At 72.7% G+C, this 23,931-nt stretch carries 27 protein-coding genes and 1 pseudogene; 19 read left to right on the forward strand and 9 right to left on the reverse strand.

The window, feature by feature from the left end:
• The first annotated feature begins 39 nt into the window (after positions 1-39).
• The 10 genes from ACGFH9_RS09620 (at position 40) to ACGFH9_RS09665 (ending at position 5,425) form a co-directional block, all read left to right on the forward strand.
• Complete coding sequence (locus ACGFH9_RS09620) at positions 40-213, forward strand: hypothetical protein (RefSeq protein WP_393217143.1); 174 nt, start codon at positions 40-42, stop codon at positions 211-213.
• Positions 210-845, forward strand: a complete 636-nt coding sequence (hisH, locus tag ACGFH9_RS09625) for an imidazole glycerol phosphate synthase subunit HisH (protein ID WP_393217144.1) — start codon at positions 210-212, stop codon at positions 843-845. The genes ACGFH9_RS09620 and hisH overlap by 4 nt, the downstream gene beginning before the upstream one ends.
• Positions 846-884: 39 nt before the next feature.
• Positions 885-1,208, forward strand: a complete 324-nt coding sequence (locus ACGFH9_RS09630; RefSeq protein ID WP_355236707.1) for a hypothetical protein — start codon at positions 885-887, stop codon at positions 1,206-1,208.
• Between the two features lie 14 nt (positions 1,209-1,222).
• Positions 1,223-1,948 (forward strand): bifunctional 1-(5-phosphoribosyl)-5-((5-phosphoribosylamino)methylideneamino)imidazole-4-carboxamide isomerase/phosphoribosylanthranilate isomerase PriA, encoded by a 726-nt coding sequence (priA, locus tag ACGFH9_RS09635; protein WP_393217145.1) that lies wholly within the window; start codon positions 1,223-1,225, stop codon positions 1,946-1,948.
• Positions 1,945-2,103, forward strand: a complete 159-nt coding sequence (locus tag ACGFH9_RS09640) for a hypothetical protein (RefSeq protein ID WP_393217146.1) — start codon at positions 1,945-1,947, stop codon at positions 2,101-2,103. The genes priA and ACGFH9_RS09640 overlap by 4 nt, the downstream gene beginning before the upstream one ends.
• 95 nt (positions 2,104-2,198) lie before the next feature.
• Positions 2,199-2,645 carry a MarR family winged helix-turn-helix transcriptional regulator gene (locus ACGFH9_RS09645; protein ID WP_393217147.1) on the forward strand — a complete coding sequence of 149 codons (447 nt, stop codon included), beginning with the start codon at positions 2,199-2,201 and terminating at the stop codon, positions 2,643-2,645.
• Positions 2,646-2,650: 5 nt separating this feature from the next.
• Positions 2,651-3,082 carry an organic hydroperoxide resistance protein gene (locus tag ACGFH9_RS09650; RefSeq protein WP_393217148.1) on the forward strand — a complete coding sequence of 144 codons (432 nt, stop codon included), beginning with the start codon at positions 2,651-2,653 and terminating at the stop codon, positions 3,080-3,082.
• Positions 3,083-3,129: 47 nt separating this feature from the next.
• Complete coding sequence (locus tag ACGFH9_RS09655) at positions 3,130-4,128, forward strand: NADP-dependent oxidoreductase (protein ID WP_393217149.1); 999 nt, start codon at positions 3,130-3,132, stop codon at positions 4,126-4,128.
• Between the two features lie 72 nt (positions 4,129-4,200).
• Entirely contained in the window at positions 4,201-4,968 is a 768-nt protein-coding gene (hisF, locus tag ACGFH9_RS09660) for an imidazole glycerol phosphate synthase subunit HisF (RefSeq protein ID WP_393217150.1), read from the forward strand.
• A 250-nt stretch (positions 4,969-5,218) separates the two neighbouring features.
• Positions 5,219-5,425 carry a DUF397 domain-containing protein gene (locus ACGFH9_RS09665; RefSeq protein WP_393217151.1) on the forward strand — a complete coding sequence of 69 codons (207 nt, stop codon included), beginning with the start codon at positions 5,219-5,221 and terminating at the stop codon, positions 5,423-5,425.
• Positions 5,426-5,767: 342 nt separating this feature from the next.
• On the opposite strand, the gene ACGFH9_RS09670 is transcribed toward ACGFH9_RS09665, so the two are convergent.
• Complete coding sequence (locus tag ACGFH9_RS09670) at positions 5,768-6,016, reverse strand: hypothetical protein (protein WP_393217152.1); 249 nt, start codon at positions 6,014-6,016, stop codon at positions 5,768-5,770.
• A 175-nt stretch (positions 6,017-6,191) separates the two neighbouring features.
• Here ACGFH9_RS09670 and ACGFH9_RS09675 point away from each other — a divergent pair, with 175 nt between their 5' ends.
• On the forward strand, positions 6,192-6,671 hold the full coding sequence (locus ACGFH9_RS09675) for a hypothetical protein (RefSeq protein ID WP_393217153.1): 480 nt from the start codon (positions 6,192-6,194) through the stop codon (positions 6,669-6,671).
• Positions 6,672-6,682: 11 nt separating this feature from the next.
• Positions 6,683-7,228 carry a GNAT family N-acetyltransferase gene (locus ACGFH9_RS09680; RefSeq protein ID WP_393217154.1) on the forward strand — a complete coding sequence of 182 codons (546 nt, stop codon included), beginning with the start codon at positions 6,683-6,685 and terminating at the stop codon, positions 7,226-7,228.
• A gap of 95 nt (positions 7,229-7,323) precedes the next feature.
• On the opposite strand, the gene ACGFH9_RS09685 is transcribed toward ACGFH9_RS09680, so the two are convergent.
• Together ACGFH9_RS09685 and ACGFH9_RS09690 are read right to left on the reverse strand one after the other, a co-directional pair.
• Positions 7,324-7,785 carry a hypothetical protein gene (locus ACGFH9_RS09685; RefSeq protein ID WP_393217155.1) on the reverse strand — a complete coding sequence of 154 codons (462 nt, stop codon included), beginning with the start codon at positions 7,783-7,785 and terminating at the stop codon, positions 7,324-7,326.
• Positions 7,786-7,887: 102 nt separating this feature from the next.
• The gene (locus tag ACGFH9_RS09690; protein ID WP_393217156.1) at positions 7,888-8,562 is read right to left on the reverse strand and encodes a YitT family protein; all 675 of its coding nucleotides are present in this window, start codon (positions 8,560-8,562) and stop codon (positions 7,888-7,890) included.
• Between the two features lie 59 nt (positions 8,563-8,621).
• Here ACGFH9_RS09690 and ACGFH9_RS09695 point away from each other — a divergent pair, with 59 nt between their 5' ends.
• A complete protein-coding gene (locus ACGFH9_RS09695) occupies positions 8,622-10,079 on the forward strand; it encodes a PLP-dependent aminotransferase family protein (RefSeq protein ID WP_393217157.1) in 1,458 nt (485 codons plus the stop codon).
• Between the two features lie 74 nt (positions 10,080-10,153).
• On the opposite strand, the gene ACGFH9_RS09700 is transcribed toward ACGFH9_RS09695, so the two are convergent.
• The 3 genes from ACGFH9_RS09700 to ACGFH9_RS09710 form a co-directional block, all read right to left on the reverse strand.
• Positions 10,154-11,980 carry an AMP-dependent synthetase/ligase gene (locus ACGFH9_RS09700; protein ID WP_393217158.1) on the reverse strand — a complete coding sequence of 609 codons (1,827 nt, stop codon included), beginning with the start codon at positions 11,978-11,980 and terminating at the stop codon, positions 10,154-10,156.
• Positions 11,981-12,117: 137 nt separating this feature from the next.
• Positions 12,118-13,065 (reverse strand): terpene synthase, encoded by a 948-nt coding sequence (locus ACGFH9_RS09705; RefSeq protein WP_393217159.1) that lies wholly within the window; start codon positions 13,063-13,065, stop codon positions 12,118-12,120.
• Between the two features lie 129 nt (positions 13,066-13,194).
• Positions 13,195-13,824: a TIGR03085 family metal-binding protein gene (locus ACGFH9_RS09710; protein WP_393217160.1), complete on the reverse strand. Its 630-nt coding sequence runs from the start codon at positions 13,822-13,824 to the stop codon at positions 13,195-13,197.
• Positions 13,825-13,987: 163 nt separating this feature from the next.
• Between ACGFH9_RS09710 and ACGFH9_RS09715 the strand changes: the two genes are divergently transcribed.
• From ACGFH9_RS09715 to ACGFH9_RS09725, 3 genes are all read left to right on the forward strand, one after another.
• On the forward strand, positions 13,988-15,871 hold the full coding sequence (locus tag ACGFH9_RS09715; RefSeq protein ID WP_393217161.1) for an ABC transporter ATP-binding protein: 1,884 nt from the start codon (positions 13,988-13,990) through the stop codon (positions 15,869-15,871).
• An 8-nt stretch (positions 15,872-15,879) separates the two neighbouring features.
• Positions 15,880-17,655: an ABC transporter ATP-binding protein gene (locus ACGFH9_RS09720; protein ID WP_393217162.1), complete on the forward strand. Its 1,776-nt coding sequence runs from the start codon at positions 15,880-15,882 to the stop codon at positions 17,653-17,655.
• 95 nt (positions 17,656-17,750) lie between these two features.
• Positions 17,751-18,500, forward strand: a complete 750-nt coding sequence (locus tag ACGFH9_RS09725; protein ID WP_393217163.1) for a DUF2470 domain-containing protein — start codon at positions 17,751-17,753, stop codon at positions 18,498-18,500.
• An 84-nt stretch (positions 18,501-18,584) separates the two neighbouring features.
• On the opposite strand, the gene ACGFH9_RS09730 is transcribed toward ACGFH9_RS09725, so the two are convergent.
• The 3 genes from ACGFH9_RS09730 to ACGFH9_RS09740 form a co-directional block, all read right to left on the reverse strand.
• On the reverse strand, positions 18,585-19,181 hold the full coding sequence (locus ACGFH9_RS09730) for a TetR family transcriptional regulator (RefSeq protein WP_355236773.1): 597 nt from the start codon (positions 19,179-19,181) through the stop codon (positions 18,585-18,587).
• An 81-nt stretch (positions 19,182-19,262) separates the two neighbouring features.
• On the reverse strand, positions 19,263-20,018 hold the full coding sequence (locus ACGFH9_RS09735; RefSeq protein WP_355236776.1) for an ABC transporter permease: 756 nt from the start codon (positions 20,016-20,018) through the stop codon (positions 19,263-19,265).
• Entirely contained in the window at positions 20,015-20,755 is a 741-nt protein-coding gene (locus ACGFH9_RS09740) for an ABC transporter ATP-binding protein (RefSeq protein ID WP_393217164.1), read from the reverse strand. The genes ACGFH9_RS09735 and ACGFH9_RS09740 overlap by 4 nt, the downstream gene beginning before the upstream one ends.
• A 554-nt stretch (positions 20,756-21,309) precedes the next feature.
• Between ACGFH9_RS09740 and ACGFH9_RS09745 the strand changes: the two are divergent.
• From ACGFH9_RS09745 to ACGFH9_RS09755, 3 genes and pseudogenes are all read left to right on the forward strand, one after another.
• Positions 21,310-21,633 (forward strand): annotated as a pseudogene (locus ACGFH9_RS09745) (phosphoribosyl-AMP cyclohydrolase); the annotation flags it as partial.
• Between the two features lie 180 nt (positions 21,634-21,813).
• Positions 21,814-22,236, forward strand: a complete 423-nt coding sequence (gene hisI / locus ACGFH9_RS09750) for a phosphoribosyl-AMP cyclohydrolase (RefSeq protein WP_393217185.1) — start codon at positions 21,814-21,816, stop codon at positions 22,234-22,236.
• Complete coding sequence (locus tag ACGFH9_RS09755) at positions 22,233-23,786, forward strand: anthranilate synthase component I (RefSeq protein ID WP_393217165.1); 1,554 nt, start codon at positions 22,233-22,235, stop codon at positions 23,784-23,786. Before hisI ends, ACGFH9_RS09755 begins: the two co-directional genes overlap by 4 nt.
• Positions 23,787-23,931 lie beyond the last annotated feature (145 nt).

Below are 23,931 nucleotides of genomic sequence, written 5' to 3' on the forward strand. Positions count from 1 at the left end.
GCAGCGGAGCCCCGCAGTCGCGAATGGAAGGTGGCTCTGATGGGAGCCGCGTTGCCGACGTTGCTGCTGATCCTGGCCGGGGTGCTGGTGGGTGGGGCGTGGTCGCTGCACCGACAGGGCGCTCCGCGTGGCGCCGTCGTGGTCACCGGGCTGCTGGCGCTGCTCGCCACGGCGGCCGGGGTGCTCCGGCTTATTCCGGGGTCGGGGTCGTGACCCCCGACGTGGTGGTGCTCGACTACGGCTCGGGCAACCTGCGCTCGGCGGAGCGGGCCCTCGAAGCGGCCGGCGCGACCGTCCGGGTGACCGACGACCTGGCCGCGGCGGCCGCCGCCGATGGTCTGGTGGTGCCGGGCGTGGGCGCGTACGCCGCCTGCATGGCGGGTATCGACGCGCTGGGCGCGGGGCCGGTGATCGCGGAGCGGGTGGCCGCGGGTCGGTCGGTGCTCGGCATCTGCGTGGGCATGCAGGTGCTCTTCGAACACGGCGAGGAGCACGGGGTGGTGACCAAGGGCCTCGGGCTGCTGCCCGGCGGGGTGATCCGGTTGGCCGCGCACCGCCTCCCGCACATGGGCTGGAACACGGTCCGCGCACCCCGGGGGTCGGTGCTGTTCGCCGGGTTGTCGGCCGAGAGCCGGTTCTACTTCGTGCACTCGTACGCGATGGGTGACCCGGCGGCGCTGGCGGGCGCGGGCGCGCTGGTGACCACGGCCCACCACGACACCGACTTCGTGGCGGCGGTGGAGCGCGGGCCGCTGTCGGCGGCGCAGTTCCACCCGGAGAAATCCGCCGACACCGGTGCCGCGTTGCTGCGCAACTGGCTCGCCACCCTGCCCGCCGGTGGCTGAGCGCCGACGCCGTCCGTCGTCGGATCGGCGGGCGTCGCGGTGAGTCGCGAGCGCGCGCGTCGGCGGGCGGAACGTGAGGCGGAGCTGGCACGGGAGCGGGCGGTCCGGCAGCGCCGGGTGGCACGTCGCCAGCGCCGCCGCGCGGTCCTGCGCCGGTTGGCGCCGCAGGTCCGACGGGGTCGTACGGGCCGGCTGGCCCGGCACTCGCGGGGTGAGCGCGCCGCGATCGTGCTGCTCACCGGGGCGGCGATGATTCTGATCTGGACGTTCGTCGACGATCTGGCGCTGCGTGTCGCGCTGATCGTCCTGTTGCTGCTCGTACTGCCGGCGATCGTGGTGATCGCCCTGGACCGTCGTACCTGATCGAGGAGAAGACCGTGAGCCTGACCCTGTTACCCGCCGTGGACGTCGCCGACGGCCGGGCCGTCCGGCTCGTGCAGGGCGCCGCCGGCAGCGAGAGCGTCTACGGCGACCCGCTGGACGCGGCGTTGGCGTGGCAGCGCGACGGCGCGGAGTGGATCCACCTGGTCGACCTGGACGCGGCGTTCGGCCGGGGCACCAACGCGCACCTGCTCGCCGAGGTGGTGCGTCAGTTGGACGTGCAGGTGGAGTTGTCCGGTGGCATCCGCGACGACGAGTCGCTGCGCGCCGCGCTGGGCACCGGGGCGAGCCGGGTGAACATCGGCACCGCCGCCCTGGAGAACCCGGAGTGGTGTGACCGGGTGGTGGGGGAGTACGGCGACCGGGTCGCCATCGGGTTGGACGTACGGGGTCAGACGTTGTCCGCGCGGGGTTGGACCCGCGACGGCGGTGACCTGTACGAGGTGTTGGAGCGCCTGGACAAGGCGGGTGCCACCCGGTACGTGGTCACCGACATCACCAAGGACGGCACCATGCGCGGGCCGAACCTGGATCTGCTGCGGGACGTGTGCGCGCGTACCGACCGTCCGGTGATCGCCTCCGGTGGCGTGTCCACCTTGGACGACCTGCGGGCGCTGGCCACGCTGGAGCCGCTGGGTGTGGAGGGCGTGATCGCCGGCAAGGCCCTGTACGCGGGCGCGTTCACGGTGTCCGAGGCGCTGCGCACCCTGGCCGAGGCGTGACGGTCACCCGGCTGGGCTCGGGAGGGCCGTGGGAGCAGAGTTACGGCTACTCCCGGGTGGTCCGGGCCGGTGACCTGGCCCTCACGGCGGGCTGCACGGCCACGGTGAACGGTCGGGTGGTACATGTCGGGGACGCGGCCGCGCAGACCGCCTAGGCGTTGCGGATCGGGGTGGCGTCGGTGGCGGTCGTCACGGCCGCACTCCGCACTGATAGGTTGTGCACAACTTAGTTGCGGACTACGGTTCAACGGTGACCGATGACCTGGTGCTGCGCCGGCAGGTGTGCTTCGCGCTCTACGCCGCGTCACGCGCCCTCACCGACGTGTACCGGCCGATCCTCGACGAGGCCGGGCTGACCTACCCGCAGTACCTGGTGCTGCTGGTGCTCTGGGAACGCCCCGACGACCCGCCCACGGTGTCTGAGCTGGGCACCGAGCTGCGGCTCGACTCCGGCACCCTCTCGCCGCTGCTCAAGCGGCTGGAGAACGCCGGACTGGTGGCGCGTCAGCGTTCGGCGCGCGACGAACGGCGGGTCGAGGTCAGCCTCACCGAGCAGGGTCGGGCGCTGCGCGAGCGGCTGTGCGGCGTCCCGCTGCGGATCGCGCAGGCCACCGGACTCGGCATCGACGAGCTTGTCGCGCTGCGCGACACCCTCACCCGGGTCACCGAGACCATCCACCGACAGAAGGAGCAGTGACCACCATGCAGGTTCTCTACACCGCGTCCGCGACCGCCACCGGTGACGGCCGCGACGGCCACGTCGAGACCTCCGACGGCACGTTCGCCCTGGACCTGGCGTCGCCGAAGGAGCTGGGTGGCGCGGGCGGCGCCGCCAACCCGGAGCAGCTCTTCGCCGCCGGCTACGCGGCCTGCTTCCACAGCGCACTGCGCATCGTCGGCCGCCGCGCCAAGGCCGACGTGACCGGCTCCGTCGTCTCCGCCGAGGTCGGCATCGGCCCGAACGGCAGCGGTGGCTTCGGGCTCACCGCGCAGCTCGTCGTCGACCTGCCGGCCGTTCCTCGGGAGACCGCCGAGCAGCTCGTCGAGCAGGCTCACCAGGTCTGCCCGTACTCGAACGCCACCCGCGGCAACATCGACGTCGCGCTGACCGTCCGCGAGGCCCTGGCCGCCTGACCGGCGCGGACCCCGCCCCCATCCGCGTACGAGAGGACGACCACCCGATGACCAGCAATCGCGAGATCCACCTGGCCCGCCGCCCCGAGGGCTGGCCCACCGAGGACACCTTCCGGCTCGTCGAGACCGACGTCCCGACGCCCGGACCGGGCCAGATCGTGGTCCGCAACCAGTACGTCTCCGTCGACCCGTACATGCGGGGACGGATGAACGACGTCAAGTCGTACGTGCCGCCGTTCGCGCTCGACGCCCCGCTCGACGGGGCCGCCGTCGGCGAGGTGGTGGCCAGCGAGTCACCCGACATCTCCGTGGGCGACACCGTCCTGCACGGGCTCGGCTGGCGGGAGTACGCGCTGCTCGACGCCAACCGTGCGCGCACGGTCGACGCGAGCATCGCCCCGGCCAGCGCGTACCTGAGCGTGCTCGGCATGCCCGGCCTGACCGCGTACGCCGGCCTGCTGGAGGTCGCCGCCCTGAAGCCCGGCGAGACGGTCTTCGTCTCCGCCGCGGCCGGCTCGGTCGGCAGCCTGGTGGGCCAGATCGCCAAGCTCAAGGGCGCGGGCCGGGTGATCGGCAGCGCCGGCTCGGCCGCGAAGGTCGAGCGGCTCCGGGCGCTCGGCTTCGACGCCGCGTTCGACTACCACGACGGGTCGGTCCGCGACTCGTTGCGCACGGCCGCCCCGGACGGCATCGACGTGTACTTCGACAACGTCGGCGGCGACCACCTGGAGGCGGCGATCTCGGCCATGAACCTGCACGGCCGGGTCGCGATCTGCGGCATGATCGCGCAGTACAACGCCACCGAGCCGCCGGCCGCGCCGCGCAACCTGGCGCTGGTCATCGGCAAGCGGCTCACCCTGCGCGGGTTCCTGGTCAACGACCACAACGACGTGCGCGCGACGTTCGTCCAGGACGTGGCCGGCTGGCTGCGCGAGGGCAAACTCTCGTACGACGAGACGGTCGTCGACGGCATCGAGAACGCCCCGGCGGCGTTCCTGGGCCTGCTGCGCGGCGAGAACCTGGGCAAGATGCTCGTCCGGGTGTGACGTGGACGTCCTGCACGGCGATCGGCCCCTCGGGTCGGCCGCCGCGCCGCACGCGGAGGATAGGGTGACGGCATGACGGTGGCGGTACGGGTGATCCCCTGTCTCGACGTGGACGCCGGGCGGGTGGTCAAGGGGGTCAACTTCCTCGACCTGCGCGACGCCGGCGACCCGGTCGAGCTGGCCGCCGCGTACGACCGGGCCGGCGCCGACGAGTTGACCTTCCTCGACGTCACCGCGTCCTCCAGTGACCGGGGCACCATGCTCGACGTGGTGCGCCGCACCGCCGAGTCGGTCTTCATCCCGCTGACCGTCGGGGGCGGGGTCCGGCAGGTCGGCGACGTCGACACGCTGCTGCGCGCCGGGGCCGACAAGGTCGGCGTGAACACCGCCGCCATCGCGCGGCCGGAGCTGATCGCCGAGATCGCCGACCGGTTCGGCCGGCAGGTGCTCGTGCTCTCCCTCGACGTACGCCGTGCGCCGGCCGGCGGCACGCCCAGCGGGTTCGAGGTCACCACCCACGGTGGCCGACGCGGCACCGGCATCGACGCGGTCGGCTGGGCCCGGCAGGTCGCCGAGCTGGGCGCAGGGGAGATCCTGCTCAACTCGATGGACGCCGACGGCACCAAGGCGGGCTTCGACCTGGAACTGATCGGCGCGGTGCGGGCGGTGGTGGACGTACCGGTCGTCGCCAGCGGCGGCGCCGGCGAGGTGGCGCACTTCCCGCCCGCGATCGGGGCCGGGGCCGACGCGGTCCTCGCGGCCAGTGTCTTCCACTTCGGCGAGCTGACCGTCGGCGAGGTCAAGGACGCCCTGCGCCGCAGCGGCCACCCGGTGCGCTAGGCCGTGTGTCAAGGTCCTCGGTCGAGCAGAGGGGCGGACGGCGGACACCACGATGAGGGTGATGCCTGTGAGTCATCTTGATGACCCACAGGCATCACGCTCAATGGAGGGGGCGGCTCCGATCCGGCCGGACCACGGGCCCGCGAGCGACGGTTCACCAGCGGCCGAAACGGTCGGTCCTCTCGGCCTCCGCAGGCCGGCCAGGGGCTTTGACACACGGCCTAGCGGGCTCATACCGGAGGAAGACCACATGAAGCGCGACTTCCTGACCACCGCCACCTGGCGCAAGAGCAGCCGCAGCTTGAACGAAAATGCGCAGTGCGTCGAAGTCGCTCTGGCGTCGCACGCGGTCGGCATCCGTGACTCCAAGGCCCCGTGCGGCCCGTCCCTGGTCGTGACCGTGGCGGCGTGGCGGGCATTCATCGACGGGGTCAAGCACGCCAACCCGCGGCCCTGACTCACGCGACTCGAACATCGACGCCGCTGATCCGCTGTGGCTGCCGCCGTGTCGATGTGCTGTTGAGCGGTATACCTCAGAGGTATGGATATGACTCTCTGGTATACCGCTCACGACCGCATCCGCCCTCCACGGAGGTGACCGAGGGTCACCGCCGACCGTCGGCGCAGGGTGACGGCGCACCCAGATGGTACGCGTCGTGCGCGACCAAATCTGCGAATGCTCCCGCCCAGGCCCAGCACCGGGCGCGTGTGCCGCAGACCGGGCATCGCCCGTGACGCGGCTCGTGCTCGGCCAGAATCCGCCACCAGCAGGTGAGTAGTTGTTCGGCGGCGGATGCACTCACCGCGCTCCACCCATGTTCGCTCGGATCGCCGCGACCGATACCTGTGCCTCGAAGCACCACCCGCCCGCACACTCCGGAATGGGGCTGGCACACGTGTGCCCCCGCATCCGCACCATGCCGCCGGCCGGCTGCTGGTCTACGACCACCGCCCACACCAGTTCGTCGCGGTTGGTGGGATTGGGGATGATCTCCCGTGCCAGCAGGTGCAGCAGGGTGCCCGCAGGCACCTGAAGGCTTTCGGTCATGCTCGGCTCCGAGGGCAATAGGTGTGGGTACCACCCGAACGGCAGAGACAGTTCCGCCACTCCCGCCGGAAGCGGCTCTGTCAGCGGGGCTGACACGTCGAGCCTGGCCGATAAGCTGCCCATACGGCAGGCGTGCGCGGTGTGCACACGCTCCTGCACACGCTGGGAGCCGACTATGGACGCCTTCGGGAAGTTGCTCAGGCAGCATCGAGAGAGCGCCGGACTGTCCCTGCGACAGCTCGGTGTGCGGCAACTCGCCGACCTCGCCCAGCGGTTGCCGGCCACGATCGTGCGTGACGTGGAGTCGCTGTGGGGGTGGCCGGAGCATCGGGTCCACCACACCGAATCGTGGGTGTACACCCACGCCGGCCGGCTGGCCGACGCCGAGGTCGCGCAGGATCTGGCCCTCGGCCTGTATCCGGGCTCGCAGGCGCGGCTACGTGCCCAGGTGCAACTGCATCAGGCAGCCCGGCTGATTCGGGGCGGCCACATCCCGGACGGACTGCGGCACGCCGCCGACAGTCTCGACGCACTGCCGCCCCACCTGCACAACAACTCGCTGCGCTCAGTTGCCGCCCAGGTCACGAGTGCGGTACCCGCAGTGGAACGGGCCCGGCCCGCGTTCGCTGATCTCGCCGACCGGATTCGGGCCTAGGCTCCTCCGCCGTGCCCGTCACGTACACCGTGCACACCCCCGAATCGGCGACGACCGTGTTTGCGGCGCTGATGCGTTTGTACGCGATCGTCTACGCGGAGCCGCCGTACGACGAGGGACCGGAGCAGGTGGCCGGTTTCGCCGACGGCTTGCCCGACGAGTCCCGACGCCCGGGGTTCACCCTCGTGGTCGCCGAGGACGCAGGCGTGCTGGTGGGTGCGGCGTACGGATGGACGATGTCCGCCGGACGGTGGTGGGCGCGCGCCGACGTCGAGCCTCCCGCCGACCTGCGGGCCGCCGACAAGTTCGCGGTGATGGAGTGGGTCGTTCATCCCGATCGGCGCGGTGCGGGAATCGGTGCGGAGCTCATCGGTCGGCTCCTCGACGGGCGGCCCGAACGGTGGGCGACCCTCGCGGCCAACCCGGCGGCACCCGCCCGCGCCATCTACCAGCGGGCGGGGTGGCAGCGGGTCGGCGGATCGGCGATGCCCGACGGCACGCCCATGCACCTGCTTGTCCTACGGCTACCCGCCGCGCCCGTCCGGCGCCCCCGCTGACCCCCACCCGCGCCAATCGGCGCGGCTTCACCGTCAAAATCTTGGACACTTTCCGTTAGCTGCTAACGGAAAGTGTCCAAGATCTGCATTCGGTTTCAGTGGCCGCCGGAGTGGTCCTCGGGTGACCGGCGGGGGGTGGGGATCGAGCGGACCGCGTACTCCTGCACGGCGGCCGCGTGGTCGGCCTCCTCCAGGATCCAGTCGGCGCTGCCGGGCGCGTGCCGGCGGCTGAGCACCCCCTGGACCGTGTCCACCATGGTGGCGACGCCGGCGCGGGGACGGCTGCGCCAGAGCTGCTCACCCTCCGTGGTGATGCGGAACCACCCGTCGGCGACGGTGACCAGGCCCGCGCCGACCAGCCGTTGGACCGCGGCCTCCACCTCGTGTCGTTCGGGGATCGCGTGGTTGAGATGGTCGGCGGTGGACAGCACGTCGGTCAGACGTACCCCCTCCGGCCGGCGGCTGGTCGCGGAGCGTCGGTGCCGTCCGGCCCCGCTCGCGATGACCAACGACACGAAGATCCATGCGTCGCTCCAGCGCCAACCGTTCTCCCCCATGCAGTGATGATGACGGCGAGCGACGCGGAAGGGAACACCCACCCTCCAACGAGCCCGCTTCCACCAGCGCGGCGTGCCGGTCGGTGAACGGTCGGTGAGCGCTCAGGCGGCCGGAGCGTGCGAGGGATCACCGGCAGTGACCGCCGGTTCGTCGTCGACGTCGTCCTTGGCCGGGGGCACCGCGACGAGCGGGATGAAGAACTGCGCCAGGGGGCCGATGGCCAGCGCGTACGCGATGGTGCCCAGGCCGACCGTGCCGCCGAGCAGCCAGCCCAGCGCGAGCACGGTGATCTCGATGACGGTCCGCACCAGCCGCACCGAGAAGCGGGGATGACGGGCGACGAAGCCGGTCATCAGCCCGTCGCGTGGGCCCGGACCCAGGCGGGCGCCGAGGTAGAGCGCGGTGGCGGCGCCGTTGGCGACGATCCCGGTGATCAACAGGGCGATGCGGACGCCGAGGGGGCCACCGGTGGTCAGCAGGGCCAGGGTGGCGTCCACCACCAGGCCGACCACCAGCACGTTGCTGACGGTGCCGAGGCCGGGCCGCTGTCGTAGCGGGATCCACAGCAGCAGCACCAGGGCGCCGACGCCGATGGTGACCGTGCCGAAGGAGAGCCCGGTCAGTCTGGACAACCCCTGGTGGAAGACGTCCCACGGGTCGAGGCCCAGGCCGGAGCGGACCATCAGGGCCATGCTCACCCCGTAGAGGACGAGGCCGGCGTAGAGCTGGCTGAGCCGTCGGACCGGCCGCTCCCGGAGATTGCCAATCAGTGCCATGCATGCCACTCTAGGTGCCAATCCTCCCGGAGGAAGAAGCCAATATCCGAGGAGTGGCCATGAGCGGTCAGGTTCGAGGGGTCCAATTAGCGCGGCTGCTGGGGCAGTGGCACGCGCTGCCGGGCCGTCGCCGCAGCCCCGACTACGCGGCGCTCGCCGGTGCGGTACGCGGGCTGCTCGCCGACGCCCGGCTCCCCCTGGGCGTGCGGCTGCCGGCGGAACGTGAGCTGGCCGAGGCGCTGCGGATCAGCCGTACCACGGTCACCGCCGCGTACCGGGAACTGCGCGAGACCGGCCACCTGGCCAGCCGCCGGGGCGCCGGCAGTTGGACGATGCTGCCCGGCAACCACCGGGTCGCCAGCACCGGCCTGTGGACCCCGCTGGACGACCGGGACATGATCGACCTCGGCGTCGCCGCCCTGGCCGCCCCGCCCCAACTGCTCGGGGCCGCCCGGGCCGCCGTCGAGGACCTGCCCCGCTACCTGGGCGGCGCCGGTTACCACCCGACCGGCATCGCCGAGCTGCGCGAGGCGGTGGCCGACGGCTACACCGCGCGGGGCCTGCCCACCTCGGCCGACCAGATCATGGTCACCAGCGGCACGCAGCACGCCCTGGACCTGGTGCTGCGTCTCGCCCTGGCCCCCGGCGGGAGCGTACTGGTCGAGTCACCCACCTACCCCAACGCGCTCGCCGCGCTGGCCGGGCGGCGGGCCCGGATCACCACACACGGGCTGTCCGCGGACGCCGGTGGCTGGGAGCCGGACCTGCTGCTGGGCAGCCTGCGGCAGACCCGGCCCAAGTTGGCGTACCTGATCCCGGAGTTCCAGAACCCGACCGGGCACCTGATGCCCGCCGCGTTGCGCGAGCGGGTGGTCGCCGCCGCCCACGCCGTGGGCACCGACCTGATCGTCGACGAGTCCTTCGTGGACCTTCCGCTGGACGGGGCCGAGCTGCCCCCTCCCACGGCCACGTTCGACAGGCACTCCCGGGTGGTCAGCATCGGGGGGATGAGCAAGCCGTACTGGGGTGGCCTGCGGATCGGCTGGGTGCGCGCCTCCGCGCCGCAGGTGCAGCGGCTGGCCGCCGTGCGGGTCGGCGTGGACATGTCCAGCCCGGTGCTCGACCAGTTGGTCGCGGTGCGCCTGCTCGCCGACGCGGCAGCCATCGTCGCCGACCGCCGGACGCAGCTCGCCGCCCAGCGCGACGCGTTGCTCGGCGCGCTGGCGCACCGACTCCCGGACTGGCGGGTGACCGTGCCACGCGGCGGTGTGACCCTCTGGGCGGAACTGGACGGCCCGGTCTCCAGCGCGCTCGCCCGGGCCGCCGAGGAGGTCGGTGTCCGGCTCGCGCCCGGCCCCCGCTTCGGTCTGGACGGTACCCTGGAACGTTTCCTGCGGCTGCCGTTCACCCTGCCGGCCGCCGAGCTGGTGGAGGCCGTGGAGCGCATCGCCACGGTCCGCTACGACCTGGACCGCAGCGGCCGGCAGCGGTGGCCGGAGCCGTCGGTCATCGCCTGAAGACCGGCGGACAGCCGATCGAGACGCCGGTGGCCCCACACCCGAGCGGGTGCGGGGCCACCGGCGGTCCGTTGCTACAGCTCGGCGAGGGTGCCGGCGTACATCTTGTCGATCTCGGCGGCGAAGTTGCTCTCCACGCCCCGCCGCTTGATCTTCAGCGAGGGAGTGATCTCGCCGTCCTCGATGGTCAGGTCACGCGGCAGGATCGCCACCTTCTTGATCGTCTCCCAGCGGTTCAGCTTGGCGTTGAGCTGGGCGACGTACTCCTCGACCATCGCCTGCGCCTCCGGCGAGGCGACGATCTCGGTGTAGTCGCGGCCCTCCAGCGGACCGCCGGCCACCCAGCCCCGAATGGCGTCCGGGTCGAGCGTGACGAGCATCGTGCAGAAGTTGCGGGCCTGCCCCACCACGACCGCCTGCGAGGTGTACGGGCAGATGGCCTTGAACATCCCCTCGATGTGCGACGGCGCGATGTACTTGCCGCCCGAGGTCTTGACCAGGTCCTTCTTGCGGTCGGTGATCCGCAGGTATCCCTGCTCGTCGAGCGTGCCGATGTCGCCGGTGCGGAAAAAGCCGTCCTCGGTGAAGGCGGCGGCGGTCTCCTCGGGCAGGTTGTGGTAGCCACGCATCACCGGCCGACCGCGGACCAGGATCTCGCCGTCGGTGTCGATCCGGCACTCCAGGTCGCCCATCGCCTGCCCGACGGTGCCGATCCGCAGACCGTCGGGCGGATTCACGAAGTTGCCGGCGCTGGTCTCGGTGAGGCCGTAGCCCTCCGAGATGGGGAGGTTGGCGGCAGCGAAGAAGGTGGCGATCTCCGGGCTGAGCGGCGCGGCGCCGGAGACCAGCACCCGCATCCGACCACCGAGGCCGGCCTGGAGCTTGCTGAACACCAGCTTCTCGGCCAGCCCGTAGCGCAGCTTCACCCCCGCCGGCACCGGCTTACCGGCCTGCTCCAGCGCGACCTTCTCCTTGCCGACCTGGACACCCCAGGCGAAGATCTTCGCCTTCGCGCCGCCGGCGCCCTGCGCGGTGGTCACCGCCCAGTTGTAGACCTTCTCGAAGACCCGGGGAGCGCCGCACATCAGCGTCGGTCGGATCACCGCGAGCAGGTCGACCAGCTTCTCCACCCGCCCGTCGACGTAGGTCGGCAGGCCGACGTGGATCGCGCCGCAGAGCACCGTCTTGCCGAACGAGTGCGCCAGCGGCAACCACAGATACTGCAGGTCGTCGTCGCGCAGCAAACCGACGTCGGCCTGCGCCACCGCCTCCCAGCACCAGCCGCCGTGCAGCAGCTCGACACCCTTGGGCTGGCCGGTGGTGCCGGAGGTGTAGATCAGGGTGGCCAGGTGGTCGGGGCCGATGCCGCCGACGAGCATGTCGATCAGGTCGGGCTCGGCGACCAGCGCCCGGGTGCCCCGCTCTTCCAGCTCGGTGAGGGTGAGCTGGGGGATCGCGGCGTTCGGGTCGGGGGCGCCGTCGAAGAGCACCACGTGGGTCAACGCCGGCAGGTCCGCGCCCACGATCTTGGCGGCCTGCGCCGGGTTCTCGGCGAAGAGCACCCGCGAGGCGGAGTCTGCGATGATGTACGTCGCGTCCGCCGGCTCGGTGGTCGGGTAGACGGTGGTGGTCGCCCCGCCTGCGCACATGATGCCGAGATCGGCGACAACCCAGTCCAGCCGGGTGTTGGCGAGGATCGCGACCGGGTTCTCCTGGCCCACGCCGAGCGCGTGCAGGCCGGCGGCGACGGCCTTGGCGCGCTGGCCGACCTGCTCCCAGGTCAGCCAGTCGGGCCCCGAGTCGTCAGGGGTAGGGGACGCGAACGCGTGCCGGTCGGGGGTGGCCGCCACGCGCTTGAGGAACATGTCCGGGATGGAGCGGTACGGTACATCGAGAGCCATCGCTGTAGCCGCCTTCGGGGGTGGTGGCGTGACGGTCGTCACGTCATGGTGGTTACCGAAGAGTATTGCCTGATACCGGGCATCGGCTAGTGCCGGTGATCGTCCGGTGACCCAGTCGCGCCGACCGGCGCGATCGATCAGGCGTAGCGGGCGGCCACGACTGACCAGTCGTAGGTGGCCCGGACCCAGTTGCGCCGCGCGGCCAACGGCGAGCGCAACGCCTCGACACCGCTGGCCAGCAAGCCCTCCTCGGCCACCAGGTACGCCGCCAACCCCCGGTTGAAACGGTCCGCTGCCGCCCGCAGCGCGTCCGCCTCGTCGAGGCCGCCCTCCTGGGCGATGACCGTCACCAGGTTGTGCGCGTCCGGGTCGGACCGGCTCTCCTTGCCGTACGAGAAGAGGTCGTTGCACCAGCAGACCAGGTCCACGGCCAGCAGGTCCAGGGCGGTCAGTGCCGGATCGGTCCGTCGGTACGGTCCGAGCGGCTGCTCCGACGCGAGGTCGGTCAGGGTGAGGCAGGGGTGTACGCCGCCGATGTGTCGACGTAGTTGGACGTACTCCGTCACCCCGGGCACCCGCCGGCGTTCCCGGTTGGTGGCCTCCCAGAGCAGCGCGAGCAGGTACTGGCGTACCTGGCTGACGAACCGCAGCAGCATCGGCGCCCGGCCTTCGGCCCGGGTCCGGCGGCACAGGTCGTGCAGCGCGACGCCCAGCGGGCCGGCCTCCGGCGGCAGCAGGGCGCCCGGGGCGCCAGCGCGGTCCAGCACGTCGAGCAGGGCGGCGATGACCGGTGCGAGCCGCTCCGGATCGGCCCCGAGACCGTCCTCGTCGCAGGTGTCGTCCATGACGAAGAGCCAGGAGATCAGATCGGTGAGGAGCCGAAGGCCCCGCACCGGCCCGTCCGGGCAGGCTCGGCCCGCCAGACCGGCGGCGTCCGCCCGTTGCAGTCGATGAATTTGACCGGAGTTGACCAGCCCGAAAGCGCGCGCCCACTCGACGCTTTCGTTGGCTACCCGATCCGTGGACTTGTGGCGCCCCGCCGTGAAGGAGGGTTCCCGTAGCGCCGAGATTGCGAAACTTCGCATTCGTGTGCCCCCACATCGTGCCGCCCCGGCGCGGAACGGCGCGCTGAAGCGTACGGGAGGAGGTATCGGTGCGCATCGCTGGGACTGGGGCATTCGTCCCGCTTGCTGTGACCGATTAAGTGCAGTAAGTCACATGCCCAGGTTGGCGTTGCGCAATTGTCGAGCGGACGACACCGGACCGTCCAGCTGGACCCGGGCCACCCGCTGGCGTCCGGAGAGGAACAGGGTCAACTCGGCCGGGGCGCCCACCATCCGCAGCCGTTCGCCGCCCCGGCCGACGGAGACCTCGCCGTACCCGGGCGCCTGCACGTAGAGGTCCGCCGGGAAGCGTCGCAGCGTCAGCCGGGCCATCGGGGCGGCCCGCTTCCACAGGGTGGCCTGCAGGTCGCGGGACAGCTCGCGGGGCTGCCATCCCGGGACGGCCCGCCGCACGTCCTCGTGGTGGATGAAGAACTCCATCGTGTTGACCAGCTCGTCGGTCAACGGGTTGCTGATCGGGCTCCAGAGCGGCGGCCGGCGTACCTGCGCCACCAGCTCCGGGTAGGGACCGGCGGCGAGCCGGCGGCGGACCCGTTCGGCGTACCCCCGCAGCGGCGCCAGCATGATCCCGGCGGCCGCGTCCAGACGGCGCTCGCGCAGCACCAGGTGCGCGGCCAGGTCGCGGGTCGCCCAGTCCTCGTTGATCGTCGGTGCGTCGGGCCCGAGGGCCAGGAGGAGATCGGCCAGCGCCTCGCGCTCGGCTCGGGCGTACCGCGACATGGGTCGATCGTAGGCCCGGACCTTCGTGGCCGCGCGCCGAGCGGGACCGGGTCGTTCCGTGGCGCCCGGTACGTGATGGTCGACATATCCCGTCCGGGTCGGCAGTGCCGGTCCGCAACGGTAAGGATGAGGTAGATAATTGTGGCTTACGGCGGGGGAGAGCGTGGCGAGCAGGACAAGCCGGGACGTGCTCGGCAGAGGGCTGGGGGTTCTGCGGCAGGCGATCCGGGAACAGCCACGGATCTTCACGGTCGCCGTGGTCGGCAGCGTGCTGTTCGGCTCGATGGTCATCGTCAGCGCGTACGTGGTGGGTGCGGTCGTCGGCGACGTGGTCGTGCCGGCGGTCGCGCGCGGCGAGGTCGGCGTCGGCGCCCTGACGCTGGCGGCGGTCGCGCTGTTCGGGATCAGCGTGCTGCGGGTGGTCGGCATCTTCGGCCGTCGGCTCGGCGCCGGCTACATGCAGTACCGGCTCCAGGCCGCCTACCGTCGCCGGGTCACCCGCCGCTACCTGGACCTGCCGCTGTCGTGGCACCACCGCAACGCCACCGGCACGCTGCTGTCCAACGCCAACTCCGACGTGGAGGCGGCCTGGTATCCGATCGCCCCGCTGCCCTTCGCGGTCGGCACGCTGGTGATGCTGGTCGGCGCGATCGTCTCGCTGTTCGCCACCGACTGGGCTCTCGCCCTCGTCGGTCTCGCGGTGTTTCCCGCGCTGTTCGCGCTCAACGTGGTCTACTCCCGCCGGATGGCGCCCCGCCAGGCCCGCGCGCAGCGGTTGCGCGCCGAGGTCAGCGGCATCGCGCACGAGAGCTTCGACGGCGCGCTGGTGGTCAAGACGATGGGCCGCGAGGCGCAGGAGACGACCCGGTTCGCCGGCCGCGCCGGTGAGCTGCGCGACGCCCTGATCGCGGTCGGCCGGCTGCGGGGCGTCTTCGACCCGCTGCTGGAGACACTGCCCAGCCTCGGCACCCTGGCCGTGCTCGTGGTCGGGGCGATCCGGCTGCGCCAGGGCGCGATCAGTGTCACCGAGCTGGTCAGCGTGGCCTTCCTCTTCACCGTGCTGGCCTTTCCGGTGCGGGCGATCGGCTGGGTGCTGGCCGAGCTGCCGCGCAGCGTCGCCGGCTGGGACCGGGTGCGCCGGGTGCTCGACGCCACCGGCGAGATGCCGTACGGCCAGCGGGTACTCGACCCGGCCACCCCCGGCCCGGCCACCCTCACGTTCACCGACGTGCACTTCTCCTACCCGCCGGCCGAGGCCCACCAGCCCGGTGCGCAGGTGCTCGGGGACGTCGCCTTCACCGTCCCGGCCGGCCGCACTGTCGCCCTGGTCGGGCCGACCGGCGCTGGGAAGTCCACCATCGCCTCGCTGGCCGTACGCCTGGTCGACCCGGACTCGGGCACCGTCGCGCTGGACGGCGTGGACGTCCGCGACCTGACCGCCGCCTCGCTGGCCGGCACCGTCGCGCTCGTGGCGCAGGTGCCGTTCGTCTTCGACGACACCGTACGGGCCAACATCGCCCTGGACCGGGACGGCATCGGGGACGAGGACGTGTGGGCGGCGCTGCGCCTGGCCGAGGCGGACGGGTTCGTCGCGGCGCTGCCGGACGGGCTGGACACGATGGTCGGCGAGCGGGGCACCTCGCTCTCCGGCGGGCAGCGGCAGCGGCTCACGCTGGCCCGCGCGCTCGCCGGGCGGCCACGCCTGCTGGTGCTCGACGACGCGACGAGCGCCGTCGACCCCCGCGTGGAGGCGGCCATCCTCGCCGGGCTGCGCGCGTCGGCCGGCGAGCCGGGGGTGCCCGCCGCGTCGATCCTGGTGGTGGCGTACCGCCGGGCCACCATCGCCCTCGCCGACGAGGTCATCTACGTGGAGCAGGGGCGGGTGGTCGCGCGGGGCACGCACACCGAGCTGCTGGCCACCGTGCCCGGGTACGTGGACCTGGTCACCGCCTACGAGCAGGCGGAGGTCGACCGCGCGCAGGAACGCGCGTACGACGACGAGGTGGCACCGCTGCCGTCGGGCCTGGAGATCGAGGTGGACCATTGAGTACGACGGTGACGACTGACGAGCGTGACGCGCGGACGGAGACGACCTGGCAGACGCTGCGGCGGGGGCTGGCCCTCTCACCGGAGCTGCGGACCGGCCTGGCCGCCACCCTGGCCCTGGCCCTGGTCTACATGGTGGGCCGGGTGGCCGTTCCGGTGGCGGTGCAGCAGGGCATCGACCGCGGCATCGTCGGCGGCCTGAAGCTGGACGTCGTCTGGTCGGTGGTGGTGGTCACCGCGGCGATCCTCGTGGTCACCACGGCCTGCGGCTACCTGATGATGCGCCGGCTGTTCACGGTCAGCGAGACGGCGTTGGCGAACGTGCGGACGCGGGCGTTCCGGCACGTGCACGACCTGTCGATGCTGCACCAGCAGTCGGAGCGGCGCGGGTCGCTGGTCTCGCGGGTGACCAGCGACGTCGACCAGATCACCCAGTTCCTCCAGTGGGGCGGGGTGATCCTGCTGGTCAACCTGGGTCAGTTGGTGGTGACGACGGCCGTGATGCTGGCGTACTCCTGGCAGTTGACCCTGGTGGTGCTCGTGGCGTTCCTGCCGGCGGTGCTCGTCATCCGCCAGTTGCAGCGCCGCCTCGGCGCGGCCTACGCGACGGTGCGTCAACGCACCGGCGCGTTGCTGGGCGCGATCGGTGAGAGCGTGGTGGGCGCGCCGGTGATCCGGGCCTACGGCATCGCGGGGCGTACCGAGCGGCGGCTGGACGAGGCCATCGACGCGCAGCGTGTCGCGCAGCAGCGGGCGATCCGGATCAGCATCGTGGGCAGCTCGGTCGGCGAGCTGGCCGCCGGGCTGGCGCTGGCCGGCGTGGTGGTGCTCGGTGTGACGCTGGGCGTGGACGGCACGCTGTCGATCGGCCAGCTGACCGCGTTCCTCTTCCTGGTGACGCTGTTCATCCAGCCGGTGCAGATCGCCACCGAGGTGCTCAACGAGGCGCAGAACGCGATCGCGGGCTGGCGGCGGGTGCTGGACGTGCTGGACGTCGCTCCGGACGTCGCGGACCCCGGGGAACAGGGCCGGAACCTGCCGATCGGTCCGCTGGACATCCGGTTCGCCGGGGTGCGGTTCGCCTACCCGGGTGGGCCGCCGGTGCTGCACGACATCGACCTGGAGATCCCGGCGAAGAGCCGGGTGGCGGTGGTCGGCGAGACGGGCAGCGGCAAGACGACCTTCGCGAAGCTGCTCACCCGACTGATGGACCCGTCGGCGGGGGCGGTGCTGCTGTCCGGCGTGCCGCTGGCGCAGGTGCGCTTCGACTCGCTGCGCTCGCGGGTGGTGATGGTGCCGCAGGACGGGTTCCTCTTCGACGCGACGGTCGGGGACAACGTGCGGTTCGCCCGGCCGGAGCTGACCGACGAGGAGTTGACGGCGGCGTTCACGGAGTTGGGCCTGGCGGACTGGTTGGACGGTCTGCCCGCCGGCCTGGACACACCGGTCGGGGAGCGTGGCGAGGCGCTGAGCGTGGGGGAGCGGCAGCTCGTCGCGCTGGCCCGGGCGTACGTGGCCGACCCCGACCTGCTGGTGCTGGACGAGGCGACCAGCGCGGTTGATCCGGCGACCGAGGTGCGGTTGCAGCGCACGCTGGACGCCGTCACGCGCGGGCGTACGACACTCGCCATCGCGCACCGGCTCTCCACCGCCCAGGCCGCCGACGAGGTCATCGTCGTGGACCGGGGGCGCATCGTGCAGCGCGGCCCGCACGACGAGTTGGTCCGCGACGCCGACTCGGTCTACGGGCTGCTGTACGCCTCCTGGCTGGAGCAGACCCGGTAACAGGTCGGTGTCCGCGGGCATTCGCTGGTGGACGGGGTGGTCCTGGTGCTCTACGCTCCGGTTAGGTAAGGCTAACCTTTGAAGGAGGTTGCGCCATGCGGCCCAGCCCCGCCGAGATCGTCCGTACCCTCGTCGCCGGTCGCCTGCCCGGCCTCGTCCACCTGGCGCGCCGCCCGGGCCCGCACCACACCCGGCACGTGACCGACCCCGACGGGCGGGTGCTGCTGCTCGTTCCCGTGGCCAGCCACCTGGGCGCCGCGCTCCAGCCCGTCGCCGGGGGCGCCGACGTCGCGGTGGTCCTGGACGTCCTCGACCTGCCGCCCGCGGCCGGCGCTCCCGGTCTCGGACGGGCCTGGGTGTCCGGCTGGGCCGCCGAACTGCACGACGACGAGGCACGCCGGGCGGCGGTCGACTTCGCCGCCGTCGAGCCGACCGGTGACCTGCTCGACGTGGGCACCCGCTTCCGGCTGTTCCGCTTCGAGGTGGCCGAGGTCCGCTGGGAGCGGGCCGGCGTCGTGCACCGGATCGACCCGGGGGAGTACGCCGAGGCGGAGCCCGACCCGGTGCACCCGTTCGAGTCGCTGCTGCTGGCCGACTTCGCCGAGCGCGAGCCCGCCGCTGTCACCGACTACCTGCGCCGGCAGCTCGGGCTGACCGAGCAGGCTCCGGACGGACCGCCACGCGTGGTGCGTGTCGACCGGTACGGGCTGGTGGTGGCCCTCGGCCGGCCCGGCGCGCGACGACGTGTCCGGCTGGCGTTCCCATGCCCGCTGAGCGGCCCGGACGAGTTGGGCCGGCTGCTCCCGCCGCTACGCCGCCCCGCCGACGCCCAGCCGCCCCGCTGACCGGCCGCGCCAGACGCCACGTGCCACGCTGGTCGTGCGCTGCCGGCCGTGCTGCCGTGCCGCGTGACAACGCCCGTCGCTCGGCTAGGCCGGCAGCGGCCCGGTCAGGTACCGCTGAACGGTGGGACCGATGGTCGCGACCAGGGTCTCCGGATCGGCCGACGCCACCGGCTCCAGCCGCACCACGTGCCGGATCATGGCCAGACCGATCAGCTGGGTCGCGACCAGCGCCCCGCGCAGCGGCAGCTGGGCCGGATCGACGTCGAGCTGGTCGAGCACCCGACGGAGTACCTGCGTGGTGACGAACTCCCGCAGCAGGCGCGCGGTCCACTCGCTGCTCACCGCCGAGCGCAACAGCGCCACGCCCGCACTGCCGGCCGGGGAGTCCCAGATGCCGACGAAGGTGCGTACCAGCCGCTCGCCGACCGCGTCCTGGTCGCCGGCCAGCACGGCCGGGAGCAGCGCGGCCGGGTCCACGGGAAAGTTCATGGCGGCGCGGAAGAGCTGGTCCTTGGTGCCGAAGTAGTGGTGCACCAGCGCCGGATCCACCCCGGCGGTCGCGGCGATGGCACGGATCGGGGCGGCGTCGAAACCCCGCTCGGCGAACGCGGCCCGCGCCGCCTCGAGAATGGCCTCCCGGGTGTCCGGGTTGCCGGGTCGCCGACCGGTCCGCCGCGCCATCGCCGCCCCTCGCTCGTCCGCTGACACCGCCGGTCGCCCCGACGGTGAGTGGCGGCCCGCGCCACGCGGGCCGCCGACCGGTCAGCCGGTGCGCCGCCGCAGGGTCGCCGCCGCGAGCACCAGCGCCAGCACCACCGCGCCGAACACCACGCCCACATCCCGCCACATGGTCGCGGTCGGCTCGGCGTGGGCGCCGACCTCCTGCAACGCCTCGATGGCGTACGTCAGGGGGAGCGCGTCACTGAGCCCCTGGAGCCAGCCGGCCATCTCGGCGCGGGCAACGAACAGCCCGCAGAGCAGGAGCTGGGGGATCACCACGACCGGGAGGAACTGTACTGCCTGGAACTCGGTGCGGGCGAAGGCGCTGCACAGCAGGCCGAGGGCGACCCCGAGCACCGCGTCGAGGACCGCGATCCCGATCACCAGACCGCTGCTGCCGAGAGTTCGCAGATCGAAGACCCAGTACGCCAGGCCGGCTGCCAACGTGGCCTGCACGGCGGCGGCCAACCCGAACGCGATGCCGTACCCGAAGAGCAGGTCGAGCTTGCCCAACGGGGTGGTGAGCAGCCGCTCCAGCGTGCCGGACGTGCGTTCCCGCAGCATCGCGATGCTGGTGACGAGAAACATGATCACGAAGGGGAAGGTCCCCAGCATCACCAGGGCGACCCGGTCGAACACCGACGGCTGCCCGGGCAGTGTCGGCTTGTCGGCGTACATGTAGTAGACCAGCGTGAGCAGGACCGTCGGCACCACCACGAGCAGCGCGATCGTCCGCCGGTCGTGCCGGAGCTGGCGCAGGACACGGCCGATGGTCGCCGCCAGAATGCGTACGTTCATGACGGCATGCCTCCCGTCGACGCCTTCTCCTCGCCGGCCCGGATCAGCCGCAGGAACGCCTCGTCGAGGTCGTCCACGCCGGCGGCGGCGCGGATCGCGTCCGGGCTGTCGTCGGCGATCAGGCGACCCTCCCGGATCAGCAGCAGTCGGTCGCAGCGGGCCGCCTCGTCCATCACGTGGCTCGACACCAGCAGGGTGGTGCCGGCCGCGGCCATGGCGTGGAACCGGGCCCACAGGTCGGCCCGCAGCACCGGGTCCTGGCCGACGGTCGGCTCGTCGAGGATGACCAGCTCCGGGTCGCCGACCAGGGCGCAGGCCAGCGAGGCCCGACTGCGCTGGCCACCGGAGAGGGTGGCGACCAGCTGACCGGCCGCCTGGGCCAGCCCGACGGCGGCTACCGCCTCGTCGGCCTCGGCCCGACCCCGCCCGTACAGGGCCGCGAAGTAGCGGGCGTTCTCCCGTACGGTCAGGTCGGCGTAGACGCTCGGCGCCTGGGTGAGGTAGCCCACCCGGTGCCGCAGCGCCGGGCTGCCCGCCGGCTGGCCCAGCACCGTGACCGTCCCCGAGGTCACCACCTGCACGCCCACCACCGCGCGCATGAACGTGGTCTTGCCGCTGCCGCTGGGCCCCAGCAGACCGGTGACGGCGCCGCGCGGGACGGCGCAGCTGATGCCGTCCAGCACCCGCCGTCCGCCCCGATCGACCACCAGGTCGTGGACGCCTATGGCGTCGTCCATCGCGCACCTCCGAGAAACTCATCATCCGTTGAATTTCACGCTAGAGGGGTCGGTGTCGCCCGCGCAACGCCCGCCCGGCCGGCCGCGCCCGCCGTCGCGCCAAGCATGAGAACGGGCAGTAGGCTTCGGACCGGACAGCAGGTCCGGCAACGGGCATTGCGCGCCGATCGGGCGTACGGCACGATGACGCCGTGGGTCACGCTCCGTTACCGCACAGCGGATTTCTCGAGGACTGGGCCGCGCGGTTGCGAGACGCCGCCGAACGGCCGGTCGTCGGCATCCTGTTGCGCGGCAGTCACGCCCGGCGGGCGGCCACCGCGCACAGCGACGTCGACCTCGACGTGCTGGTCGGTGGCTCGCCGTACGCCGCCCGTCGCGCCTACCTGGCCGAGACGGCCGGCCGGCTCACCCACGTCTCGGTGGCGGCGCGCGACGTCCGCTCCTGGGTGCACCGGCTCGGCGAGCCGGCCGACTGGGCGTTCGGACTGCCGGTCAGCGCACCGGCTCGGCTGCTCTGGGCAGACCCGCACTGGCGACCCCGGATCGATCTCCCGGTGCTCTGCCAACCCGCCGAGCCACCCCGGCTGGAGGAGCTGATCGCCCTGCTCGGCAAGGCCGCCGCCGCGCGGGCCGCCGCCGACCGCCTCGGGGTGCGGCTCGCGGTGGCGGACCTGGCCCGCCTCTGCCCGTCGGTGCTGCGCCCGGCGAACCCGTCGGTGCGGGTGTCGTCGCGCCGGGCGGCGTTCGCGGCGGCCCTGGAACTGCCGGTCGCCCCGGCCGGCTACCGCGAGGACATGCTGCTCTGCCTCGGCCTGCGTCCGGGCGCCACCGGGCAGCTCTGGGCTGCCGCCGTGCGGCTGGTCGCCGGCATCCTCCCGCTGATCCGCCCGTACGCGGGGGAGATCGCCGACGTGTCCGGCGCCGACCTGGCCGACGCCCTGGTCGACGGCCGCCTCGACCGTTACGTGGCCCAGCTGGCGTCGCCCGTGGGCCATCGGCCGAACCCTCGGCGGGAGTCGTCACCGGTGCCCACGCCGCGTGCGGGACAATGGGAAACTGTGCCCGTACCTGACGCGCCGGTGACCGGCGTACCCAGCGAACCGAGTGGCCCGGTGGCGCCGGTCCGTCCGTCCCGGCTCGACCCGGCCATCGCGGCCCAACTGCGCCGCAGCGCCGACGGCCTGGTCGCCGCCGTGGTGCGTGCGCACGACTCCGGCGAGGTGCTGATGGTCGCCTGGATGGACGACGAGGCGCTGCACCGCACCCTCACCACCGGCCGGGCCACCTACTGGTCGCGCAGCCGGCGGGAGTACTGGGTCAAGGGCGCCACCTCCGGGCACCACCAGTACGTGCGCTCGGTCGCCCTGGACTGCGACGGCGACGCGCTCCTGGTCAGCGTCGACCAGGTCGGCGCGGCCTGCCACACCGGGCACCGGACGTGTTTCTTCACCGAGCTGCCGGTGACAGGGGCCGAGGCATGACCGACGGCGCGGTGAGCCCCGACCTGGCCACCTTCACCGAGCTGGCCGCCCGCTGGCGCGTCGTACCGGTCACCCGACGGCTGCTGGCCGACGCCGAGACCCCGGTGGGGGTCTACCGCAAGCTCGCCGGCGGGCCCGGCACGTTCCTGCTCGAATCAGCCGAGCAGGGCGTCGGCTCGGCGGGCACGGCCTGGTCGCGGTACTCGTTCATCGGCGTCCGGAGCAGCGCGACCCTCGTCGAGCGCGACGGCGTGGCGACCTGGCTGGGTCAGCCGCCGGCCGGGCTGCCCACCGACGGCGACCCGGTGCGGGTGCTGCGCGACACCGTCGCCGCGCTCGCCGGCCCGCCGCACGGCCCGGGCGACGGCCTGCCGCCGCTGACCGGGGGCATGGTCGGCTATCTCGGGTACGACCTCGTCCGCCGCTTCGAGCGGCTGCCCGAGCTGACCGAGGACGACCTCGGCGTGCCGGAGCTGGGCATGATGCTCGCGACCGACCTGGTGGTGCTCGACCACTACGACGGCTCCGCGATCCTGGTCGCCAACGCGGTGCTGCCGCCCCTGGACGCCCCGGGCCGCGACGCGCACGTCACCGCCGCGTACCACCACGCGGTGGGCCGGCTCGACGCGATGACCACCGCGTTGTCCCGCCCGATCCCGCCGATGATCTCGACGGTCGAGCGTCCACCGGCCGGCGAGGTGCTCTGTCGTACGCCCGAGGGTGGTTACCTGAAGGCCGTGGACGCGGCCAAGGAGGCGATCCGGGCCGGCGAGTGCTTCCAGATCGTGCTGTCCCAGCGGTTCGAGCGGGCGACGCGCGCCGACCCGCTGGACGTCTACCGGGTGCTGCGCACCAGTAACCCCAGCCCGTACATGTACCTGCTGCGCTTCGACGGGTTCGACATCGTCGGCTCGTCGCCGGAGGCGCACCTGAAGGTGACCGCCGGTGCGGACGGGCGGCGACGGGCGCTGCTGCACCCCATCGCGGGCACCCGGCCGCGCGGCGGCACCGCCACGGCCGACGCCGGGCTCGCCGCCGAGCTGCTCGCCGACCCCAAGGAGCGGGCCGAGCATGTGATGCTCGTCGACCTGGGCCGCAACGATCTGGGTCGGGTCTGCGAGCCGGGCAGCGTCCAGGTGCCGGAGTTCGCGACCATCGAGCGGTACAGCCACGTGATGCACATCGTCTCCACCGTGACCGGCACGCTGCGTGACGACCGTTCCGCGTTCGACGCGCTCGCCGCGACCTTCCCGGCCGGGACGCTCTCCGGCGCGCCCAAGGTCCGGGCCATGGAGATCATCGAGGAGTTGGAACCGGTTCGCCGGGGCGTCTACGGCGGCACGGTCGGCTACTTCGGCTTCGGCGGCGACCTGGACATGGCGATCGCCATCCGGACCGCGCTGATCCGCGACGGCCGCGCCTACGTGCAGGCCGGCGCGGGGGTGGTCGCGGACTCGGAACCGGTGGCCGAGGAGCAGGAGACCCGCGACAAGGCCGCCGCCGTGCTGGCGGCGATCGCCGCGGCCGAAACGCTGCGGGCGGCTCGGTGAGCGCGAGGAGTGCAGCGCAGCGGAGCCCCGCAGTCGCGAACGAAAGGCGGGCTCGGTGAGCGCGAGGAGTGCAGCGCAGCGGAGCCCCGCAGTCGCGAACGAAAGGCGGGCTCGGTGAGTGCGAGGAGTGCAGCGCAGCGGAGCC

It is taken from the genome of Micromonospora sp. NPDC049102, assembly GCF_043197485.1.
Lineage (GTDB): Bacteria > Actinomycetota > Actinomycetes > Mycobacteriales > Micromonosporaceae > Micromonospora.

Coding starts and splice junctions, on each gene's coding strand:
- ACGFH9_RS09710 (WP_393217160.1), bottom strand. CDS start 13,824: ATGTCGCGGTACGCCCGAGCCGAGCGCGAGGCGCTGGCCGATCTCCTC.
- ACGFH9_RS09725 (WP_393217163.1), top strand. CDS start 17,751: ATGCGGCCCAGCCCCGCCGAGATCGTCCGTACCCTCGTCGCCGGTCGC.
- ACGFH9_RS09695 (WP_393217157.1), top strand. CDS start 8,622: ATGAGCGGTCAGGTTCGAGGGGTCCAATTAGCGCGGCTGCTGGGGCAG.
- ACGFH9_RS09730 (WP_355236773.1), bottom strand. CDS start 19,181: ATGGCGCGGCGGACCGGTCGGCGACCCGGCAACCCGGACACCCGGGAG.
- ACGFH9_RS09620 (WP_393217143.1), top strand. CDS start 40: ATGGGAGCCGCGTTGCCGACGTTGCTGCTGATCCTGGCCGGGGTGCTG.
- ACGFH9_RS09735 (WP_355236776.1), bottom strand. CDS start 20,018: ATGAACGTACGCATTCTGGCGGCGACCATCGGCCGTGTCCTGCGCCAG.
- ACGFH9_RS09685 (WP_393217155.1), bottom strand. CDS start 7,785: ATGGGGGAGAACGGTTGGCGCTGGAGCGACGCATGGATCTTCGTGTCG.
- ACGFH9_RS09740 (WP_393217164.1), bottom strand. CDS start 20,755: ATGGACGACGCCATAGGCGTCCACGACCTGGTGGTCGATCGGGGCGGA.
- ACGFH9_RS09675 (WP_393217153.1), top strand. CDS start 6,192: ATGGACGCCTTCGGGAAGTTGCTCAGGCAGCATCGAGAGAGCGCCGGA.
- ACGFH9_RS09650 (WP_393217148.1), top strand. CDS start 2,651: ATGCAGGTTCTCTACACCGCGTCCGCGACCGCCACCGGTGACGGCCGC.
- ACGFH9_RS09665 (WP_393217151.1), top strand. CDS start 5,219: ATGAAGCGCGACTTCCTGACCACCGCCACCTGGCGCAAGAGCAGCCGC.
- ACGFH9_RS09705 (WP_393217159.1), bottom strand. CDS start 13,065: ATGCGAAGTTTCGCAATCTCGGCGCTACGGGAACCCTCCTTCACGGCG.
- ACGFH9_RS09655 (WP_393217149.1), top strand. CDS start 3,130: ATGACCAGCAATCGCGAGATCCACCTGGCCCGCCGCCCCGAGGGCTGG.
- hisF (WP_393217150.1), top strand. CDS start 4,201: ATGACGGTGGCGGTACGGGTGATCCCCTGTCTCGACGTGGACGCCGGG.
- ACGFH9_RS09700 (WP_393217158.1), bottom strand. CDS start 11,980: ATGGCTCTCGATGTACCGTACCGCTCCATCCCGGACATGTTCCTCAAG.
- ACGFH9_RS09755 (WP_393217165.1), top strand. CDS start 22,233: ATGACCGACGGCGCGGTGAGCCCCGACCTGGCCACCTTCACCGAGCTG.
- ACGFH9_RS09690 (WP_393217156.1), bottom strand. CDS start 8,562: ATGGCACTGATTGGCAATCTCCGGGAGCGGCCGGTCCGACGGCTCAGC.
- ACGFH9_RS09670 (WP_393217152.1), bottom strand. CDS start 6,016: ATGACCGAAAGCCTTCAGGTGCCTGCGGGCACCCTGCTGCACCTGCTG.